At 71.7% G+C, this 20,014-nt stretch carries 19 protein-coding genes; 9 read left to right on the top strand and 10 right to left on the bottom strand.

What is annotated here, in order from left to right:
• Positions 1-81: 81 nt before the first annotated feature.
• The 3 genes from ACIODU_RS12145 to clpS form a co-directional block, all read right to left on the bottom strand.
• Positions 82-1,551, bottom strand: coding sequence for an amino acid permease (locus ACIODU_RS12145; protein WP_401766881.1), 1,470 nt, complete (start codon positions 1,549-1,551; stop codon positions 82-84).
• Between the two features lie 78 nt (positions 1,552-1,629).
• Positions 1,630-2,208, bottom strand: a complete 579-nt coding sequence (locus ACIODU_RS12140) for a DUF2017 domain-containing protein (RefSeq protein ID WP_356428691.1) — start codon at positions 2,206-2,208, stop codon at positions 1,630-1,632.
• Entirely contained in the window at positions 2,208-2,513 is a 306-nt protein-coding gene (gene clpS / locus ACIODU_RS12135) for an ATP-dependent Clp protease adapter ClpS (RefSeq protein WP_327236438.1), read from the bottom strand. The genes ACIODU_RS12140 and clpS overlap by 1 nt, the downstream gene beginning before the upstream one ends.
• A gap of 167 nt (positions 2,514-2,680) precedes the next feature.
• On the opposite strand from clpS, the gene ACIODU_RS12130 reads away from it, so the two are divergent.
• Both ACIODU_RS12130 and ACIODU_RS12125 read left to right on the top strand, forming a co-directional pair.
• Positions 2,681-4,009: a nicotinate phosphoribosyltransferase gene (locus ACIODU_RS12130; RefSeq protein ID WP_401766877.1), complete on the top strand. Its 1,329-nt coding sequence runs from the start codon at positions 2,681-2,683 to the stop codon at positions 4,007-4,009.
• A gap of 89 nt (positions 4,010-4,098) precedes the next feature.
• Positions 4,099-4,695, top strand: coding sequence for a nicotinamidase (locus tag ACIODU_RS12125; protein WP_401766874.1), 597 nt, complete (start codon positions 4,099-4,101; stop codon positions 4,693-4,695).
• Positions 4,696-4,937: 242 nt separating this feature from the next.
• Here the strand turns inward: ACIODU_RS12125 and ACIODU_RS12120 are convergent, their stop codons facing one another.
• Together ACIODU_RS12120 and ACIODU_RS12115 are read right to left on the bottom strand one after the other, a co-directional pair.
• Positions 4,938-5,258, bottom strand: a complete 321-nt coding sequence (locus ACIODU_RS12120) for a hypothetical protein (protein WP_356428700.1) — start codon at positions 5,256-5,258, stop codon at positions 4,938-4,940.
• 145 nt (positions 5,259-5,403) lie between these two features.
• Entirely contained in the window at positions 5,404-7,815 is a 2,412-nt protein-coding gene (locus ACIODU_RS12115) for an immune inhibitor A domain-containing protein (protein WP_356428703.1), read from the bottom strand.
• Positions 7,816-8,309: 494 nt separating this feature from the next.
• Here ACIODU_RS12115 and ACIODU_RS12110 point away from each other — a divergent pair, with 494 nt between their 5' ends.
• Positions 8,310-8,630 carry a hypothetical protein gene (locus ACIODU_RS12110; RefSeq protein WP_401766870.1) on the top strand — a complete coding sequence of 107 codons (321 nt, stop codon included), beginning with the start codon at positions 8,310-8,312 and terminating at the stop codon, positions 8,628-8,630.
• Here ACIODU_RS12110 and ACIODU_RS12105 read toward each other — a convergent pair.
• Together ACIODU_RS12105 and ACIODU_RS12100 are read right to left on the bottom strand one after the other, a co-directional pair.
• Positions 8,616-9,092 carry an RDD family protein gene (locus ACIODU_RS12105; RefSeq protein ID WP_356428709.1) on the bottom strand — a complete coding sequence of 159 codons (477 nt, stop codon included), beginning with the start codon at positions 9,090-9,092 and terminating at the stop codon, positions 8,616-8,618. The two genes, ACIODU_RS12110 and ACIODU_RS12105, sit on opposite strands and share 15 nt — an antisense overlap.
• Before the next feature lie 541 nt (positions 9,093-9,633).
• Positions 9,634-11,169 carry an RDD family protein gene (locus ACIODU_RS12100; protein ID WP_401766867.1) on the bottom strand — a complete coding sequence of 512 codons (1,536 nt, stop codon included), beginning with the start codon at positions 11,167-11,169 and terminating at the stop codon, positions 9,634-9,636.
• A 282-nt stretch (positions 11,170-11,451) separates the two neighbouring features.
• On the opposite strand from ACIODU_RS12100, the gene ACIODU_RS12095 reads away from it, so the two are divergent.
• The gene (locus ACIODU_RS12095) at positions 11,452-11,955 is read left to right on the top strand and encodes an SsgA family sporulation/cell division regulator (RefSeq protein ID WP_356428715.1); all 504 of its coding nucleotides are present in this window, start codon (positions 11,452-11,454) and stop codon (positions 11,953-11,955) included.
• 71 nt (positions 11,956-12,026) lie between these two features.
• Here ACIODU_RS12095 and ACIODU_RS12090 read toward each other — a convergent pair whose 3' ends face one another.
• Positions 12,027-13,394, bottom strand: a complete 1,368-nt coding sequence (locus ACIODU_RS12090) for an FAD-binding oxidoreductase (RefSeq protein ID WP_401766864.1) — start codon at positions 13,392-13,394, stop codon at positions 12,027-12,029.
• Positions 13,395-13,491: 97 nt separating this feature from the next.
• Here ACIODU_RS12090 and ACIODU_RS12085 point away from each other — a divergent pair, with 97 nt between their 5' ends.
• The gene (locus ACIODU_RS12085) at positions 13,492-14,991 is read left to right on the top strand and encodes a tetratricopeptide repeat protein (protein WP_401766861.1); all 1,500 of its coding nucleotides are present in this window, start codon (positions 13,492-13,494) and stop codon (positions 14,989-14,991) included.
• 121 nt (positions 14,992-15,112) lie between these two features.
• Here the strand turns inward: ACIODU_RS12085 and hppD are convergent, their stop codons facing one another.
• Positions 15,113-16,252: a 4-hydroxyphenylpyruvate dioxygenase gene (gene hppD / locus ACIODU_RS12080; RefSeq protein WP_401767339.1), complete on the bottom strand. Its 1,140-nt coding sequence runs from the start codon at positions 16,250-16,252 to the stop codon at positions 15,113-15,115.
• Positions 16,253-16,401: 149 nt separating this feature from the next.
• Here hppD and ACIODU_RS12075 point away from each other — a divergent pair, with 149 nt between their 5' ends.
• From ACIODU_RS12075 to ACIODU_RS12060, 4 genes are all read left to right on the top strand, one after another.
• Complete coding sequence (locus ACIODU_RS12075) at positions 16,402-16,881, top strand: Lrp/AsnC family transcriptional regulator (protein WP_356428841.1); 480 nt, start codon at positions 16,402-16,404, stop codon at positions 16,879-16,881.
• A gap of 114 nt (positions 16,882-16,995) precedes the next feature.
• A complete protein-coding gene (locus ACIODU_RS12070) occupies positions 16,996-17,592 on the top strand; it encodes an ArsR/SmtB family transcription factor (protein ID WP_401766858.1) in 597 nt (198 codons plus the stop codon).
• 82 nt (positions 17,593-17,674) lie between these two features.
• The gene (locus ACIODU_RS12065; RefSeq protein WP_401766855.1) at positions 17,675-17,905 is read left to right on the top strand and encodes a hypothetical protein; all 231 of its coding nucleotides are present in this window, start codon (positions 17,675-17,677) and stop codon (positions 17,903-17,905) included.
• Positions 17,902-19,275 (top strand): MFS transporter, encoded by a 1,374-nt coding sequence (locus ACIODU_RS12060; protein WP_401766853.1) that lies wholly within the window; start codon positions 17,902-17,904, stop codon positions 19,273-19,275. Before ACIODU_RS12065 ends, ACIODU_RS12060 begins: the two co-directional genes overlap by 4 nt.
• On the opposite strand, the gene ACIODU_RS12055 is transcribed toward ACIODU_RS12060, so the two are convergent.
• Complete coding sequence (locus tag ACIODU_RS12055) at positions 19,214-20,002, bottom strand: S16 family serine protease (RefSeq protein ID WP_401766850.1); 789 nt, start codon at positions 20,000-20,002, stop codon at positions 19,214-19,216. The genes ACIODU_RS12060 and ACIODU_RS12055 overlap by 62 nt on opposite strands.
• Between the last annotated feature and the right edge of the window lie 12 nt (positions 20,003-20,014).

Raw genomic sequence — 20,014 nt, 5'->3', positions numbered from 1 at the left:
GCAGGGCGGGACCGGGTGGGGGTACGGAGGCCGGAGCGCGTCGCGTACGGAGACCGGGGGCCGGTCCCGTACGGAAGGCGCTTACTCCGCCACTGAGGCGTACCCGGGCGCGTCGCTCCCGGTGCTCCCGGTCGTACGGCGCTGGAGGAGCCGCCAGCCCACCGCGAGCCCGGCCGCCCAGACCGCGCCGACGTACAGGGAGACCCGCGCGTCCTTGTCGTACGCGATCAGGCAGGTGACGAGCGCCAGGAAGGCGACCGCGACCCAGCTGAACACCGCCCCGCCGGGGGCCGGGAACGGGGACGCCGGCAGGCGGCCCGCGTCGACGGCGCGGCGGTAGCGGATGTGGCTGACCAGGATCATCAGCCACGTCCAGATCGCGGCGGCGGTCGCCACGGACGTGACGTATCCGAACGCCTTCTCCGGGACGATGTAGTTGAGGATCACGCCGACGCCCATCAGAGTGACGGAGACGCTGATGGCGAGCGCCGGGGTCTTGCGGGAGTTGAGCCGGCCGAGCGCCCTGGGTGCCTCGCTGTTGGCGGCGAGGCCGCGCAGCATGCGGCCGGTGGAGTACATGCCGGAGTTGCAGGAGGAGAGCGCGGCGGTGAGGACCACGAAGTTGACGATGCCCGCGGCGAGGGGGATGCCCATCTTCTCGAAGGCGTGGACGAACGGGCTGGTGCCGGCGGAGAACTCGGTCCACTGGACGACGGCGAGAATGACGGAGAGCGCGCCGACGTAGAACACGATGATGCGCCAGGGCAGGGTGTTGATCGCCTTGGGGAGGGTCTTCCCGGGGTTCCGCGACTCGCCCGCGGTGACGCCGACGAGTTCGACGGCGAGGTAGGCGAACATCACGCCCTGGAGGGTCATCAGGCTGGAGCCGACGCCGTTCGGGAAGACGCCGTCGTGCGCCCAGAGGTTGGAGGCCCGTGCGGTGTCGCCGGCCTCGGAGAAGCCGAGGGTGAGGACGCCGAGGCCGATCACGATCATGCCGATGATGGCGGTGACCTTGATCATCGAGAACCAGAACTCGACCTCGCCGAAGATCTTCACCGAGATCAGGTTCACCCCGAAGAGGACCACGAGGAAGACCAGCGCGCTGACCCACTGCGGGATCGCGGGGAACCAGAAGTGGATGTAGATGGCGGCGGCGGTCAGCTCGGCCATGCCGGTGACCACCCACATCAGCCAGTACGTCCATCCCGTCGCGAACCCGGAGAAGGGGCCCAGGAACTCCCGCGCGTACTCCGCGAAGGAGCCCGACACGGGGCGGTAGAGGAGCAGTTCGCCGAGGGCGCGCATGATGAAGAAGATCACGACGCCGGCGAGGGCGTACATGAGGATGATGCTGGGCCCCGCCTTGGCGATGTTCGCCCCGGCGCCCATGAAGAGGCCGACGCCGATGGCGCCGCCGATCGCGATCATCTGGACCTGCCGGCTGCCCAGTCCCCGCTCGTAGCCCTCTTCGCCGGGGTGGTCCTCACCGGTACGGGGAGCGGTTCCGCCGCCGTCGTCCTGCCCCTGGTCGACCTGCGCAGAGGTCATGGTGATGCGCCCTTTCTGCCGGCCGGCCCGCGCCGTCGTCGGCGGCGGGCCGGTTGCTGATCCCCCCGGATACGGCCGTCAGGCCGACAGCGTCTCGATGAGGCTCTCCTGGAGGGCGCCGAGCCAGAGGTAGGCCATCACCATCGGCTTGCGCGGGTCGGAGTCGGGCAGCCGGTACAGCTCGGCGCCCTCGTCCTCGTCCGTGACCTCCAGGCGGGTGCCTATCGTCAGCCGGAGGTCGTTGAGGGCGCCCAGCCAGTGCAGGCACTCCTCGCCGCTCAGCTTGAGGACGGCGCCGCCCTCGCCGGTGGGGCCCAGCGCGTCGAGCGAGCGGACGACGGCGATGCCGTCGGCGCGCTTGCGGTCGCGCAGGTCGTTCTCCGTGAAGCGCCGGAACTCCGCGGAGAACTCCTTCAGTTCGTCGTCGCCGTCGCCGTACGCGTCCGGGAAGAGCCGGGCCAGCGCGGGGTCCTCGGGCGGTTCACTGGGGCCGACCGCGAAGAGCGCGGCGAGCGGGTCCTCGCCCTGGGCGGGCTCGTCGCCGGGGCCGATCAGCTCCAGCAGCTGCATGGCCAGGGAGCGCAGGATCGAGATCTCCACCTCGTCGAGCGCGACGGCCGCGCCGCCGCCCGGGGTGGCCTCGAAGTGCCCGGCCATCAGTCGCGGTCCTGGGTCAGGGTCGCCCAGAGGCCGTATCCGTGCATCGCCTGCACGTCGCGTTCCATCTCCTCGCGGCTGCCGCTGGAGACGACCGCGCGGCCCTTGTGGTGGACGTCGAGCATCAGTTTGTGTGCCTTGTCCTTGGAGTAGCCGAAATACGTCTGGAAGACGTACGCCACATAACTCATGAGGTTGACCGGGTCGTTGTGGACGATCGTCAGCCAGGGCACATCGGGTTCGGGGACGACGAACGTCTCCTCGGCCGATTCGGGGCGTTCGATCTCTGTCGGAGCGACACTCACGGTTCGGGACGACCTTCTTCTCTGCCGGTTGCAGCCCGGGATTCAGCCCTGCACGACCCATGCTGCCACCCGCGGGGGCCGGTCGCACAAACGACTCCGGGGGCGGCGCGGGAGGCGGCGGAAAAGAAATCGTCACTCTGACGAGTATTGGGGGTAGCATCGTCTGTATGAACACTGCGGACCTTGGGCTGCCGGTGGACGTGCCGTCGACCGCGCTCTTCACCGACCAGTACGAGCTGACCATGCTCCGAGCCGCCCTCAGGGCCGGTACGGCCGACCGCCGCTCGGTCTTCGAGGTCTTCACCCGGCGGCTGCCGGAGGGGCGCCGGTACGGGGTCGTCGCGGGCACCGGGCGCGTCCTGGACGCCGTGGAGAACTTCCGCTTCGACGCGGACGTCCTGCGCTTCCTGCGGGAGCGGAAAATCGTCGACGAGGAGACGCTGGCCTGGCTGGCCTCGTACCGCTTCGGCGGGGACATCTGGGGCTACCCGGAGGGCGAGACGTACTTCCCGGGCTCGCCGATCCTGCGGGTGGAGGGCTCCTTCGCCGAGTGCGTGCTGCTGGAGACCGTGATCCTGTCGATCCTCAACCACGACTCGGCGATCGCCGCGGCGGCCTCCCGGATGGCGGCGGCGGCCGGGGGGCGGCGGCTGATCGAGATGGGCGCGCGGCGCACGCACGAGCTGTCGGCGGTGGCGGCGGCGCGCGCCGCGTACGTCGGCGGGTTCGACACGACGTCGGACCTCGCGGCCGGCTTCCGGTACGGCATCCCGACCGTGGGCACGAGCGCGCACGCCTTCACCCTGCTGCACGACACCGAGCGCGACGCGTTCCGGGCGCAGGTCGACTCGCTCGGGCGGGGCACGACGCTGCTGGTGGACACGTACGACGTGGCCGAGGCGGTGCGTACGGCGGTGGAGATCGCGGGGCCCGAACTGGGCGCCGTCCGCATCGACTCGGGCGACCTGCTGCTGGTCGCGCACCGGGTACGGCAGCAGCTGGACGAGCTGGGCGCGGTGAACACCCGGATCGTGGTCACCTCCGACCTGGACGAGTACGCGATCGCCTCGCTGGCGGCTGCCCCGGTGGACGCGTACGGCGTCGGCACCCAGCTGGTCACCGGCAGCGGGCACCCGACGTGCTCCATGGTCTACAAGATCGTGGCGCGCGCGGAGTCCGCGGACCCGGCGGCGCCGCTCGTCCCCGTGGCGAAGAAGTCGCTGGGCGGGAAGACGTCGATCGGCGGCCGCAAGTGGGCCGCGCGGCGGCGGGACGCGGAGGGCCGCGCCGAGGCCGAGGTGCTCGGCACCGGGCCCGTACCGCCCGATCTGCTCGACGACCAGCTGCTGGTGCAGCTGGTCAAGGGCGGCAGGGTGGTGGCCCGCGAGCCGCTGGACGCGGCGCGGGACCGGCACATCGCGGCGCGGGCGGGGCTGCCGATGTCGGCGATCCAGCTCTCGCGCGGGGAGCCGGTGATTCCGACCGTGTACCTCTGACCGGCGCCCGTCCCCTCCCCCAGGGGCGGCGGAGTCTCTAGGCTCGCAACCGCCCCGAAGCCGTCCGCTCCCACCGAAGGAAACCAGCCATGCACCGCGCCTTGATCGTCGTCGACGTTCAGAACGACTTCTGCGAGGGCGGGAGCCTCGCGGTCGAGGGGGGCGCCGATGTGGCCGCCGCCATCACCGACCTCATCGGCGAGGCGACCGCCGTGTACCGCCACGTGGTGGCGACGCGTGACCGCCACATCGACCCGGGCAGCCACTTCGCCACGGCTCCGGCGGTCCCGGACTACGAGACGACCTGGCCGGCGCACTGCGTGGCCGGAACGGAGGGGGTGGGCTTCCACCCGAACTTCGCCCCGGCGGTGGCGTCCGGCGCGATCGACGCGGTGTTCGACAAAGGCGCGTACACGGGGGCGTACAGCGGCTTCGAGGGCTCGGACGAGAACGGCACCGGCCTGGCGGACTGGCTCCGCGAGCGCGAGGTGACCGAGGTCGACGTGGTAGGCATCGCGACGGACCACTGCGTACGCGCGACGGCCCTGGACGCGACAAGTGAGGGATTCGTCACCCACGTACTCCTGGACCTGACGGCAGGCGTGTCCCGAGAAACGACGGACCGCGCCCTGGACGAGATGCGCACAGCAGGAGTAACCCTCAGGGGCAAGCCAGTGGTGGCCTGATCCACCCGTCCGGCGTGAGGGGGGTGGGGCCGGAGGAGGCATGGGTGTCCGGACGTAAAGCGTCGCAGCTCGCGCGAAGCGCGGTGAGGATAGCAGTCCGGACACCCGTGCCTCCGGAGGCCCCACCCCCCGGCACCACGACACATCAAGCCCGTCCGGCGCTTGAGGACACATACGGCCGGAGGCCGTGCACCACCGGCCCGGGGGCCCACAGAACCGCCCGCACACGGCCACAAGCGGCCCTACGCCGCCCTCCCCACCGGCCCCCTCAGCAACGCGCCTATCGGCTGCCACAGCTCCTCCACGCACTCCGGAGTCGTCCGCCACAGCAGCCCGTCCGGGTGGTGCAGCACCGCCGTGATCTCGTCCAGCGTCGGCGGCTCCGCGTTCCCCCGCAGGTACACCGCCCGGAGCCCCAGATTCCGCAGCCTGGTCAGGGCGCGGGCGCGGTTCCCCGCGTGGACCAGGACGCGGACCGCGCCGCCCTCGGTCGCCGGGCTGGGCAGGGTCAGTGCCACCACCACCGTGCCGTTCGGGAGTCTGCTGAAGCCTCCGCCTGCCATGGTCTTCCTCTCCCCCGTGTGCCGGTCGAGCGTCGTCATGAGACGTCTTGTCAATAAGACGCCCGTAGGACGCACCTAAACACGATCGGCCGCCGCCCGCTAGAGGGCGACGGCCGATCATGGTTTGACCTGCGGTTACTTCCGGTTACCGGCCGGAGGGACCCACGTGGACCGTGAGCGTCTGGCCATCCAGCGGCTGACCGACGATCGTGATCTTCGTGTTGGTGTCAGGAACCTGCACACTGCCCTGCGGGTTCGCCGGGTCGTAGTAGGTGCCCTTGCGGTCGTCGAAGACGGGCGAGCCCAGCTTCGGCTTGATCTTGGCCGCGACGTTCGCCTTGTGCAGCGTCAGACCCTGCGTCGGCCACCAGCTGAACGTGGAGTCGTAGGCCTGGATGCGGTTGCGCATCAGCGACCCGTCGGCCCACTTCTCGGCCTTCGCGTGCGCGTCGATCGGCAGGACAAGACCCTCGCCCGCGTGCTGGCTGGTGTTGTTGTCCTTCTGCGAGGTGTCCCACAGCCAGATCAGCAGACCGGTCTGGTACGGGAAGTGCTCCACCTTGCTGTCGTTCGGCGCCGCGAACCCGAAGTTGTACGGACCGACCTTGAGGGTCTCGTCGTACGACACGTACTGGCGGTTCTCGGCGATGTAGTACTGCGGGTAGTCCTGGGTGAAGGACTCACCGATGCGCGAGAAGCCCTTCGCGGTCCAGCCCGCGTCGTCGCCCTCGGCGTTGTCCGTGAAGAGCGGGGCGCCGTCGGCGACCACGCTGATCGCGTCGGCCGCGAAGCCCTTGCCGCCCGCGCCGCCGTCCGTCTGGTAGCGGAAGCGGATGTCGACCTTCTTGCCCGCGTAGGCGTTGAGGTCGTAGACGAGCTTCTTGTACGAGCCCGAACCACCGGTCAGCGCCGGCTTGTCGGCCGAGTCACGGGTGATCGGCAGACCGTCCGCGGTGCCCTCGGCCGGCGTCCAGTTGCTGCCGTCCGTGGAGACCTCGGCGTACAGGTAGTCGTAGTCCGCCTCGATGTCCCACCAGCCCTGGAGCTGCAAGGACGCCGTGGACTTGCCGGTCAGGTCGACCGAGCGGGTGAGGGTGTTCTTGAGGTCGTCACCCATGTCGCTCCACCACTGCTTGGAGCCCTCGGCGGGCTTCACGACCGTGGTGGTCTCTTCCTTGGGCGGCAGGTCCACGATCAGCGCCTGCGGGTTCTTGGTGTTGTACTCCGAGACACCCAGCTTGGCCGTCGAGTTCGTGGCGGCCTTGGCCTTGGCGTAGCTGAGCCAGCCGAGCTGGAGCTTGTCCCAGGCCGTCATGTCGCCCGGCCGGTCGCCGATGGCGTCCTTGCCGTTGCCCAGCCAGGAGCCCGACGACATCAGGGTCCAGAAGGCGGTGGAGTTGTCGCCGCCCGCGGTGTCGTACAGGTCGGGCAGGCCCAGGTCGTGGCCGTACTCGTGCGCGAAGACGCCGAGGCCGCCGTTCTCCGGCTGCATCGTGTAGTCGCCGACCCAGATCCCGGTGTTGCCGATCTGCGTACCGCCGGACTTGTTCTCCGCCGGGCCGGTGCGGCCCGCGTCGGTGCCGTACGCGTACCAGCGGTGCGCCCACAGGGCGTTGGTGCCCTCGGCGCCGCCGCCGGCCGACTCGTCCTCGCCCGCGTGGACGATCTGGAAGTGGTCGATGTACCCGTCGGGCTCGTTGAAGTTGCCGTCGCCGTCGAAGTCGTAACGGTCCCACTGGTCGTAGCCGGCGAGGTCCGTCTTGATCTGGGCGTCCGTCCGGCCCTTGGCCTTCTGGTCGGCGGCCCACGCGGTGACGCCGTCCTTGACCGCGTCCCAGACGTTGGCGCAGTTGGAGCTGCCGCAGTAGTTCGAGCCGTAACGGGCCTCGTTGTACGGGACCTTGACCCAGTCGGAGACCTCGCCGTCGACCGAGTAACGCCCGGAGGACGTCTTCTCGTAGTAGGTCTTCAGCGATTCCTTCTGCTGGCCCTTGCGGTCCTTGCCCTCACCGAAGTAGAGGTCCTGGAAGTGCTGCTGGTTGTAGTCGGCCTGCCAGGCGGTGGAGTTGTCCACCTTCCGGTCGGGCTCGGCTATCTCGTTGTGCTGCGGCCCGGGCGTGCCGCCGTACTTGACGACCGGCGGCTTGGGGCCGGCCGCGCCGTCCGGGTCGTACTGCGAGGTGGTGTCCACCTGGTCGCCGAACTCCACCAGCACGGTGAAGATCTTGTCGGTCTTCTCGCGGCCCAGCTCGACGTACTTCTTGTTGCCGAGCTTGACGACCTGGGAGCCGCCGCGCTTCTCGACCTTGGCGTCACCCGCGACGACCTGTTCCATGGCGGCGCTGCGCTCGGCCGCCTGCTGCTTGCTGAACGGGCCGTCGAGGTCGTGGTCGACCTCGGCCTTCTGAGGAGCCGGGTCGCGGCGCTCGATGCCGGCCGAACCGGCTGAGGGGTTGCCCTCGGCCTGTGCCGTGGTGAAGGCAGAAGCGGTGGCGGCGGTCGCGGCGAGTGCCACGATCACCGCGGACACTCTTCTTGCCCGTCGGTTGCTGATCACGTGATGCTGTCCTCCCCGGCGCATGCGAGCGGCGGTCCGGGAGTTGGGGGATCCGCGCGCGTATGCGCGTCATAAGTGGCTGTATTTGATCTGAGTTGAAGGAGAAAAGCCAGACCTTGACTTGAACTGGTCAAGTGCATTATGCGCGGGGGGACCTCCGGTATACGGACGGGGGCGGCGGAGTACGGCCCCCGGGCCCGCAGGGGCCCCGGCCGCGGGCCGCGCCGGGATGCCGGTCCGGCCGGGACACGCGAACAACGGGCGCACCGAATCGTCCACTTGGCGGGGGGCGTGACTCCATGCGCCCCCCGTGCGACGGCACCGTGGGTCAGCCCACGCTTACTGTTGGTTCCGCGGGGGCATCCACCGTCGTAGAGTCGGGGAAGACTGCGACTGACAGTGCGATCACCTGTGCGACCACTGCGAGCGGCAGTGCGGCGTACGTGCGAGACACGCGAGACACCACACCGATGCTCCGAGGGACGGATTCCGCCATGCCGCGTCCGACTGCCGCACAGCTCGCCTACGGTTCCGCCACGGTCGTCTGCTCGACCCTCGTCATGCTGCTGCTCTCCGGTACGTCCACGGGCATAGGCGTCGCGGTGATCGGTATAGCCGCTCTCGCCCTGGGGCTGATCGTCGCCGTGACCGTACCGCTGCCCGGCCGGGCCAGGGCGGCTCGCGCCGCGGCCAGGGCCCGTACGTCCTCCGGTGCCGGGACCGGGACCGCCAAAGAGGCCCGGGTGCCGGCCGCACGCGCGCACGCGGGTGGGGGCGCGGAGTCCCGCTTCGGTCAGCATTCACTGCGCCGCTGAGACGACGACGGTCCTGGCCACCCGGTCGTGGAGGCCCTGTCGGTAGGGCCTGCCCGTCCAGATCGTCAGGATGATGACCGCCCACCAGAGGCAGAAGCAGCAGAGCAGCGCGGGCAGCCAGAGGACGACGGCCCGCAGCAGCGAGGCGTTCGTGTCCGGCACCCCGCCGTCGTTGAGCATCGCGACGCGCAGCCTCAGCCAGCGCTTGCCGAGCGTCTGGCCGTTCCTCTTGGTCAGCAGGGTGTCGTAGGCGACGTAGGCGATGAGCGAGATGAGCGACCAGAGCCACTGCCTGCCGGTGTTCACCTGGTCGGTGAAGTCGTTCCACTCGTTGTTCCCGTTCGACGTCGACGTGTCGAAGCCGCCGACGGCGAGCGAGAGGATCGCCACCGGAATGGCGATGATGAGGACGTCGATGATCCGGGCCGTGAGCCGCTTGCCGAAGGGCGCGAGGGGCGCCATGCCCGCGTAGGGGTCCGCGCCGCCGTAGGGGCCGCCGCCGCCGAGCGGGTCCCCGCCGTACGGACCGTCTCCCCCGCCCCCGTACGGACCGTCTCCCCTGCCCCCGTACCGGCCGCCGCCTCCGGGGCCGCCTCTCCGGCCGCTTCCCGGGGGGCCGCCGAAGGGGTCGGAGCCTTCCGGGGGAGGTGGGGGCGGGACACCTGCCGCTCCCCCGTAGGGAGATCCGTACGGCGATCCGTACGGGGAGTCCCCGGACGGCCCGTCACCTCCCGGCCCTGAGCCCTCCGCCCCCGAGCCCTCCGATCCTGAGCCCTCCGACGACGGGGACTGCCGCGGTTTCTTGCGAAACGGGTCGTCGTCGGGTGGCTGCTGGTCGGGCGGCGGCCGGTCGTTGCTCATGGGGGCAGTGCACCGCGCCCGCGAAGGGCCCGCAACGGCTTGCCCGCCGTTCGGAGGTACGGCCGACGGCCGGACGGAGCTGACGGAGGGTCGGCCGATCCCCCGTCAGGCGGCCGGACCGCCCCTCACCGGTGCCGCGCGGTCAGCCCGCCACGAAGGTGTGCGCGGCCTTGTCGTGCCAGCACTGCCGCCACGGCCGGTCGAACAGGCACCACAGGACGTTGAGCACGCCCACCACGAGCAACCCCAGCACCCCGTAGACCAGCCAGCGGCGCAGGGCCGCGCCCAGGGTCGGGGACTCGTGGGACTCGATGTCCCGCACCTGGAGGCCGCAGAGCTTCTTGCCCAGCGTGCGGCCCCACTTGGCGGTGGGCAGCGCCTCGTACAGGACCCCGACGACCAGCAGCGCGCCGAGCACGGCGCCGAGATACCCGGCCGTCGTCGAGTCGAGCAGCCAGACGGTGACGGTCTCCCCCGTCTGCTTCGCCGCCTCGATCTTGTCGTCCACATGCGTGCGGGCCCTGGCCGCGAGCGGCAGGGCGACGGCCCCGACGATCGCGCCGAGCACGAGGGTGTCGATCAGCCGGGCCACGAGGCGCTTGCCGAGACCGCCGGGCCTGGCCGCCGCCTGGGCCTGCGCGGCCTGGAGGAACGGGTCGCTGACCGGGGGCTTCCACGGCACGACGGGCTGGTCGCCGGCGGGCTGCGCGAGCTGGTGCACCTGCTGCGCCCAGGAGGCGGAGCCGCCGCCGGCGCCGGCCTGGCGGGGCTGCGGCGGTTGCGGGGGCGAGGGTTGCGGCGCCTGTGCCTGTTGCCGGGACTCCTTCTGCGACTGCGGGGGTACGGTGCCCGCCCCGGCCGCGCCGGGGGTCATGGAGCGGACCGGCAGGGCGCCGTCGGCCTGGTCGGTACGGCCGGCCGCGGCGTCCTCGTCCTTGGCCCGGCGGGCGGCGCGCAGGGCGCGGATCGCGATCGTGCTGTCGACGGGGGGCTGGCCGGCCGCTCCGGAGGACGGGATCTGGCCGGGGACGGCGGCGGGCCGGTCCGTACCGCCCTCGCCGGTGCCCGGGCCGCCGCGCCGGTCGCCGGTGTCGGCTCCCGTACCCGTACCCGTGCTCGTACCGGTGCCGGGACCCGTACCCGCGCCCGGTCCTGACGGGACACCGCGGCGCATGGCGCGGATCGCGACCGTGCCGTCCGTGACGGGCGGGCCGTCGTCCGCGGCGGGCCCGGGCGTGCGGACTCCGGGCAGGGCTCCGCCCGTCGGGTCGACGCGCGCGGGGAACGGCGGGATTTCGCGGCGCGGCGAGGCGGGCTCGGGGGCCGGGTTCGGGACGCGCGGGTCCTGGGGCGGCGCGCCCCAGGAGACGCGGTGGTCCCGCTCGCCGCCGAAGCCGGTCTGCCGGGAGGCGTCGGCCTGCCACGCGGACGACGGTTCCTGCCGGGGCTGTTCGGCGGCCCGCGGTTCCTCGTCGAAGAACACCGGCCCCGTCTCCTCGAAGGCGGGCACCGCGGGCGCGGCGGAGGCCGCCGCGTCGGCACCGGGCGGTGCGGGGCGGCTCGATCCGGGCACCCACGCTGCTCCGTTCCAGTACCGGACGTATCCGGGGATGGACGGATCGGGGTAGTAGCCGGGAGCGGGGTTGCCGTCTCCGGTCGCCGAGGTTGGGGCGCTCATCACCGTGGTCCCGTATCTCCTCTGAGCCAATTCAGAGTCCACATCTATCAGACCACCGGGGTCCCCATGGCCGCTCCGGTCGTTTGAGCCACTTTCCGGTCGGGGTGACGGGGCGGAGGACGGGGCGGAGGACGGGGCGGAGGGTACGGGTCGGGAAGCCGCGCGTACCGAAAAGTCGTACCGCACATTCGTGTCGGAAGTCGCGTCATGATTCGTCCGCACCGCGCTCTCTACCGGTACGGCCCGCCGTCGGGGCCCGTACCGAGAGAGGAAGTGCCGCCCATGCACACCGTGGTGGAACGCGAACTGGAACTGAACCTGGTGCTGTCGCCGGAGCGCAGCATCCCCGTCCCGGCCCGGCTGACCTATCGCACGGACGATCCGTGCGCCGTGCACATCGCCTTTCACATCGGCTCCGAGGCGCCGGTGCACTGGACCTTCGCCCGGGAGCTGCTCGTGGAGGGGATCTTCCGGCCGTGCGGGCACGGTGACGTACGGATCTGGCCGACCAAGTCCGGCGGGCGCAGCGTCCTGTGTGTGGCCCTCACCTCCCCGGACGGTGACGCGCTGCTGGAGGCGCCGGCCGTGGCGGTGTCGGCGTGGGTGGAGCGGACGCTGCGGATCGTGCCGCCGGGGACGGAGTGCGAGCGGCTGGGCATCGAGGAGGGGCTGGCGGGGCTGCTGGCCCCGGCGCCCGCCGACGACCTGTGGCTGCGGGATCCGTGGCCCTCGGACGGGTCGGCGGAGCCGGCCGACTCCGCCGAGGGGGAGGTGGAGGCGGGGTGACCCTCTGGTCCGGCGGGGTGAGCCCCTGGTCCGGCGGGGTGACCCCCTGGTCCGGCGGGAGGGGCCGCCGGTCAGAAGAGCTTGCCCGGGTTCAACAGGCCCAGCGGGTCGAACGCCTGCTTGATGCCCCGCTGCAACTCCAGCCCGACCGGGCCCAGTTCGCGGGCGAGCCAGTCCTTCTTCAGTACGCCGACGCCGTGTTCGCCGGTGATCGTGCCGCCGAGTTCGAGTCCGAGCGCCATGATCTCGTCGAAGGACTCGCGGGCGCGGCGGGACTCGTCGGGGTCGGCCGCGTCGAAGCAGACCGTCGGGTGGGTGTTGCCGTCGCCCGCGTGGGCGCAGACGCCGATCGTGAGCCCGTACTTCTCGCCGATCCGCTCGATGCCTTCGAGCAGGTCGCCGAGGCGGGACCGGGGTACGCACACGTCGTCGATCATCGTCGTGCCCTTGACGGCCTCCAGCGCGGGGAGCGCCAACCGCCTGGCCTGGAGCAGCAGTTCGGACTCGGCGGTGTCCTCCGCCGGGACGACCTCGGTGGCGCCCGCCGCTTCGCACAGCAGGCCGACGGCCGTCAGGTCGGCCCCGGGGTCGTGGGTGTCGAAGGCGGCCAGCAGAAGGGCCTCGGTGGTGTCGGGGAGGCCCATGTTCGCCATGGCGTTGACGGCCCGGACGGTCGTACGGTCCATCAGTTCGAGGAGGGACGGGGTGTGGCCGCTCTCCATGATCCGGCAGATGGCGTCGCAGGCGGCGGTCGCGCTGCCGAACTCGGCGGCGAGGACGAGCTGGCGCGGGGGCCGGGGGCGCAGGGCGAGGACGGCCTGGACGACGATGCCGAGGCTGCCCTCGGAGCCGACGAAGAGGCGGGTCAGGTCGTAGCCGGCGACCCCTTTGGCCGTACGGCGGCCGGTGGTGAGGAGCCGTCCGTCGGCGAGGACGACGTCGAGGCCGAGGACGTACTCGGCGGTGACGCCGTACTTCACGCAGCACAGTCCGCCGGAGGCGGTGCCGATGTTCCCGCCGATCGTGCAGGTCTCCCAGCTGGAGGGGTCGGGCGGGTAGAAGAGGCCGTGTTCACCGACGGCGCGGGAGAGCGTGGCGTTGACGACGCCCGGCTCGACGACGGCGATCCGGTCGACCGGGTTGATCTCCAGGATCCGGTCCATCTTCAGCAGGGAGAGGACGACACACCCGTCCGAGGCGTTCGCGGCGCCGGACAGACCCGTGCGGGCGCCCTGCGGGACGACGGGGACGCGCAGGGCGGTGGCCGTGCGCATGACGTGCTGGACCTGTTCGACCGTCCGGGGCAGGACGACCACCGCCGGAGTGCCGGCCTCGCAGAAGCTCGCCATGTCGTGGGCGTAGGACGCCGTGATGTCGGGGTCGGTGATCAGGGCTTCGTCGGGCAGTCCTGCCCGCAGCTGTGCGAGGAGATCGTCCATGATCCCAGCGTCGCATCCGGGGCCATCGGTGTGAACCCGTCTGCGATCCACCACGCGGGAGCGGGTGTGCTCTTCGTATTGACGCACAGTAATCAACATGAACGCCATGAAGACGGATCAGCTCAAGCGGGTCAGGCGGGCGGCGCTGGCCACCGGGGTCGGCGGAGCGCTGGTCGCCGGTGTCCTGCTGGTGGTGCCGGACCGGGGGGCGGAGCCGGCGCCCGCGCTCGGCCCCGAGGCCCGTGCGATGGCCGCGGTGGGGGCGGGTGCGCCGGCGGCGCTGCCGGACCTGGCGGCGCTCGTCCGGGACCGGGAGGACCGGGTACGGACGCATCCGGAGGACGCGGGGGCGTGGGCGGTGCTCGGCTCGGCGTATGTGGAGCGGGGGGTACGGCGGGCGGATCCGGCGTACTTCCCGAAGGCGGACCGGGCGCTGCGGCGGTCGCTCCAGGTGGCGCCGGGTGGGGCGGCCCGGGGGGCGGGGGGCGCGGGGGACACCGGGGGCGCTCGTGGGAAGGGCGCGTCCGCCGGCGCGTTCGGCCGTAGCGACGCGCTGATCGGTCTCGGCGCGCTCGCCAACGCCCGGCACGACTACGGCGCCGCCCGGAAGTGGGGCGAAGAGGTACGGAAGCGGGAGCCCGGCCGCTGGGCCGCCTACCCGGTCCTGATCGACGCGTACAACGGGCTCGGCGACTACGCGGCGGCGGGCAAGGCGCTCGACAGGCTCAAGAAGCTCCACTCGGGCGCGCCCGTGCTGGAGCGGTCCGCGGAGGTCTACCGGGACCGCGGCTGGCGTGAGGACGCGGAGGCGAAGGCCGCCGAGGCGGCGGCGCGCGCGGCCTCTCCGGTGGAGAAGGCCGAAGCGCTGTCCACGCAGGGCGAGTTGTCCTGGGAGCGGGGCGAACCGGCGGAGGCGCTGGGGTACTTCGACGGCGCGCTGAAGGCCGTACGCGACCACGCCGGGTCCCTGGCGGGGCGGGCGAGGGCGCTGGCGGCGCTGGGCCGTACGGAGGAGGCGTACGCGACGTACCAGCGGGCGAACGAGGAGATGCCGAGGCCCGAGTACGCCTTGGAACTGGGCGAGTTGTACGACGCGCGGGGGCTGGACGGCGACGCGCAGAACCAGTACGCGGCGCTGCGCGCCCGCGCGGAGGAGGCGCAGGTGCGGGGCGTGAACGAGGAGTTGGTCCTCGCGCGCTTCGAGACCGACCACGGGGATCCTAAGTCGGCGGTGGAGCGGCTGCGGGCGGAGTGGGCGCGCGGGCACCGGAGCATGGAGGTCGCGGACGCGCTGGGGTGGGCGCTGTTCCGTACCGGCGAGGGCAGGGAGGCGCTCACGTACGCGAAGAAGGCGACCGGACAGGGCAGGCGCAGCGCGCTGTTCGCGTACCACCGGGGCGAGATCGAGCGCTCGCTGGAGATGACGGGGGCCGCGCGCCGCCATCTGGATGAGGCGCTGAGGACCCATCCGGCGTTCTCGCCGCTGCTGGCGCCGAAGGCGCGGGAGGCGCTGGACGCGCTGGGGGAACCGGCGGCGGGTGGTCCCAAGGACCTTTACGGGCAGGCGGGTTCGGGGCCGTCGGCGAAGGCGGAGTAGGTCCGGGGACGGTGCCGGGGACGGTGCCGGGGACGGTGCCGGGACGGGTACGGCCCCACGGGTCAGTTTCCGTGGGGCCGTACGGCGTCCAAGCGTTCAACACCCGTGCGGAAGCGGCACGTCAGAGATTGCCGCGCTTCTCCTGCTCGCGCTCGATCGCCTCGAAGAGCGCCTTGAAGTTGCCCTTCCCGAAGCCCATCGAACCGTGCCTCTCGATCATTTCGAAGAAGACCGTCGGTCGGTCCTGGACGGGCTTGGTGAAGATCTGGAGCAGGTAGCCGTCCTCGTCGCGGTCGACCAGGATCTTGAGCTCGCGCAGCGTCTCGACGGGGACACGCGTCTCGCCCGCCCACTCGCCCAGCGTCTCGTAGTACGAGTCGGGGGTGTCGAGGAACTGGACTCCCGCGGCCCGCATGGCCCGTACGGAGGCGACGATGTCGTTCGTCGCGAGCGCGATGTGCTGGACGCCGGCGCCGCCGTAGAACTCCAGGTACTCGTCGATCTGCGACTTCTTCTTGGCGATGGCGGGCTCGTTGATGGGGAACTTCACCTTGAGCGTGCCGTCCGCGACGACCTTCGACATGAGCGCGGAGTACTCGGTGGCGATGTCGTCGCCCACGAACTCCTTCATGTTGGTGAAGCCCATCACCTGGTTGTAGAAGCCCACCCACTCGTTCATACGGCCGAGTTCGACGTTGCCGACGCAGTGGTCGACGGCCTGGAAGGTGCGCTTGGCGGGGGGCGCGACGATCGGGTCGGCGGCGGTGAAGCCCGGCAGGTAGGGGCCGTCGTAGCCGGAACGCTCGACCAGGGTGTGGCGGGTCTCGCCATACGTGGCGATGGCGGCGCGGACGACGGTGCCGTGCTCGTCCTTGCTCTCGTACGGTTCCTCGATGCCGCGTGCGCCGTGCCCGGTGGCGTAGGCGTAGGCGGCCCGGACGTCGGGCACCTCGATCGCCAGGTCGACCACGCCGTCGCCGTGCTCGGCGACGTGCGCGGCGAGGAAGCGGCCCCAGTCGGTCGAGGGCTTGATGACGGACGTGAGGACGAAGCGGGCGGAGCCGTTGGTGAGGACGTAACTCGCCGTCTCGCGGCTGCCGTTCTCCGGTCCCGCGTAGGCGACGAGTTTCATGCCGAAGGCCGTGGCGTAGTAGTGCGCGGCCTGCTTGGCGTTGCCGACGGCGAAGACGATCGCGTCCATGCCCTTGACCGGGAAGGGGTCGGCGGCGCGCGCGGTGTCGGGAGCGGTACCGAGGTGCATCGAGGTGTCTGCCATGGGCTCAGCGTCACCCCGTTCCACAAGGTGCGCAACAGTTCGCGGCTTCACTGGGCAATCTGTCCGGCGGGAGGCCAGAATGACGGGGCGATCTGCACAGAGTGACCATGGAACGACGCGAGGGGGAGGCGGTCATGGGGATCGACGGACTCGACGGCAGGCTGATCGTGCTGCTGGCACGGGAGCCCAGGATCGGGGTGCTGGAGGCCTCGCGGCGGCTGGGGGTGGCGCGCGGGACCGTACAGGCGCGGCTGGACCGGCTCCAGGCGCAGGGGGTGATCCGGGGGTTCGGCCCGACGGTGGACCCGGCGGCGCTGGGCTATCCGGTGACGGCCTTCGCGACGCTGGAGATCAGGCAGGGGCAGGGGGCGGACGTACGGGCCCACCTGGCGACCGTTCCCGAGGTGCTGGAGCTGCACACCACGACGGGGCAGGGCGACATGCTGTGCCGGCTGGTGGCGCGCTCGAACGCGGATCTCCAGCGGGTGATCGACCGGGTGGTGGGGTTCGAGGGGATCATGCGGGCGTCGACGGCGATCGTGATGGAGAACCCGGTGCCGCTGCGGATCATCCCGCTGGTGGAGCAGGCGGCGGGGGGTTCGGCGCTCGACTGAGGTGCACTCGGCCGAACAGGTGCGCTCGGCCGATCGGGTGCAAAGGAGTGGCTGCAAAAGATTGATTGCAAAGAAACCCTTGCATCGAGTTCTTTGCGTGTCTATCGTGGAGGCATGTCAGAAGCCCAGCAGCCCCCGGCCGGTGGCGACGTCCACGACCTCGATCCGCGCAGCCTGCGTGGACTCGCCCATCCGATACGGATGCGTCTGCTCTCCACCCTGCGACACCAAGGCCCCGCCACCGCCTCCCAGTTGGGCGAGCGGCTCGGCGAGTCCAGCGGTGCGACCAGCTACCACCTGCGGCAGCTGGCGACGTACGGATTCGTGGAGGACGTGCCGGAGCTCGGCAAGGGGCGGGAGCGCTGGTGGAAGGCGGCCCGGCGGGGCGTCACCTTCGACCGCTCGCTCTACACCGATGTCGATCCGGAGACCCGTACCGCCCTGGAGGTGTTTCTCCAGGAACTGGCGAACTCCCACACCAGGGAGTTGTCCACCTGGATCGGCTCCATCGGTGACTGGCCCGTCGAATGGCACGGAGCGGCGAACGTCAGCGACTACACCCTACGGCTGACGCCCGAGCTGGCGACGGAGATGAACGCGAAGGCCCACGCGCTCATCGAGAGCTACCGGGACCGCGCTCTTCCGGAGGACGCGGAGAACGTGGCACAGGTGCGCGTCCATCTCCACGCGCTGCCGCAGACCGAAGACTGACAACTGACGACACCGTACCGACCGTTCCTCACGGCGCCGGGCACCTCGGCGCCCCTCATCGATCGCGACCCGGGGGTTCCTCATGCATGCCGACATTCACCTGATGCTGCACAGCGAGCACTCCACCGAGCTACGCGGGCAGGCCGACGAGGACCGGCGGGCCATGTCCACCGCGCGGGCCGCCCGCGCCGCCTCACCCGGGGAGCCGGACCCCGCGTCGCACGATCTCCGGGCACGGCTGGGCTGGACGATGGTGGAGCTGGGGCTGCGCCTCGCGAGCCGTCCGCCCGCGCGAGAAATCCCCCTCGCGTGAGCCGCCGGGAGGCGGCGCCCGCGCCCGGGTTCGACAGACGGCCGCTGGCCGCCGTCCTCGCCGCCAACACCGTCTCCATCGCCGGGAGTTCACTGACCCTGATCGGGGTCCCCTGGTTCGTCCTCCAGACCACGGGCAGCGCGGGGCGGGCCGGGATCGTCGCCTTCTGCGCGACGCTCCCGGTGGTGATCGCGGCCGTGGTCGTCGGCCCGGTCATCGACCGGCTGGGCCGGCGCCGGGTGTCCATCGCCTCCGACCTGGTGTGCGCGGTCGCGGTGGCCGCCGTCCCGCTGCTGCACTTCGCGGGGGTGCTGGAGTTCTGGATGCTGTGCGTGCTGATGGCCCTCAGCGGTCTGGTGCACACCCCCGGTCTCACGGCGCGTTCCGTTCTCGTCCCCGACCTCGCCGAGCGCGCCGGGACGACCATGCCCAGGGCCGCCAGTCTGCTCGACGCGGTCTCCCGCGGGGCCCGCATGCTCGGGGCGGCGCTCGCGGGCGTCCTGATCGCGTTCCTCGGCGCCGAGACGGTCCTGCTCCTGGACGCGGCGACCTTCGCCGTCTCGGCGGCGCTCATAGCCGCCGGGGTACGGGGAGTGCGCGCGGCCGAGCCGCAGCGCCTCGCGCCCGTCTCCGTGAAGCGGTACCGCACGGAACTGCGCGAGGGCTACGCGTTCCTGGTCCGCACGCGCCTGCTGCTGGGGATCACGGTCATGGTGATGATCACCAACGGCATCGACCAGGGCTGGTCCGCGGTCCTGCTGCCGGTCCACGCGCGGGAGAATCTGGGCGGCCCCACCGATCTCGGGCTGCTGACGGCCGTGTTCGGCGGGTGCGCGCTGCTCGGGGCCCTGCTGTACGGGGCGTTCGGCGACCGCTTCCCCCGGCGCGTGGTGTTCGCGGTCGCGTTCCTCATATGCGGGGCGCCCCGGTACGTGGTCGGGGCGCTGGTGGACGGGACGGTGCCGCTGGCGGTGACGATGGCGGCCGGCGGGCTCGCGGCAGGTGTGCTCAACCCGATCCTGACCACGGTCATCTTCGAGTGGGTGCCGGCGGAGCTGCGCAGCCGGGTGTCGGGGGTGACCATGGCGGGCGTGGAGATGACCATGCCGCTGGGCGGGCTTGCGGCCGGCCTCCTGGTGGACCGGGCGGGGCTGGGTCACGCGATGCTGGCCTTCGGGGGGATCTACCTGCTGGCGACGCTGAGCCCGCTGGTCTTCCCCGCCTGGCGGGACATGGAGCGCGTTCCGGAACGGCACCGGGCGGGTGGCACTTCCGACGAGATCGCGGGCGCCGCCCCGGCCGCCGGGGTCAGCAGCCCGGGACCGAGCCGCCCTTCTCCAGCGCCCGCAGGGCCGACACCGCGCCCTTGAGGGTGGTGACGGGCACGAGCCGCATGCCCCGGGGCAGTTCGGCCTTGGCGTCCCCGCACTCCGCCTTCGGTACGAGGAAGACCGTGGCCCCGTCGCGCCCGGCGGCCTGGGTCTTCAAGGACACCCCGCCGACCGCGCCGACCTTGCCGTCCCCGTCGATCGTGCCCGTACCGGCGATGACGCGGCCCCCGGTCAGGTCGCCGCCCGAGCCGTCGCCGTCCAGCTTGTCGATGATGCCGAGGGCGAAGAGGAGCCCGGCGCTGGGGCCGCCCACGTCGGCGAGGTGCAGGCGAACGTCGACCTTCGCCGGGTCCTCGCGCAGGAAGCCGAGGGCGGCCTCGGTCGCGGAGTCCTGCGAGTCCACCATGTCGCGGGTGTTGTGCTGCTGGATCTCCTGGTCGGACTGGCCCGACGGGTAGACGGCGTCACGCGGCAGGACGGCCTCGTCGGTGCGGAACCAGCCCTTGGCCACGTCGGCCAGGTCGACGTCGGCGGACGGGCCGGTCGCCACGATGGTCGTCAGCCGCAGCTGCCCCTTCGTCGTGCGGGTGGGCGCGCCGTTGATGGTGATGACCTCCTGCCCCTGGTCGGACCCGAGGACGTTCGCGGTCAGTCCGGGCTGCGCCACGGCGTACGGCAGCGGCGCGGCGCCCGCGACGGCGAGCAGCGCGACCACCGGGAGGGCGCAGAGACCGAGACTGAGGGGGCGCGAGAGACGAGGAGGCACGCTGCCAATGTA

It is taken from the genome of Streptomyces sp. NPDC088261, assembly GCF_044740805.1.
GTDB lineage: Bacteria > Actinomycetota > Actinomycetes > Streptomycetales > Streptomycetaceae > Streptomyces.
This window is presented reverse-complemented; position numbering and strand designations above follow the sequence as displayed.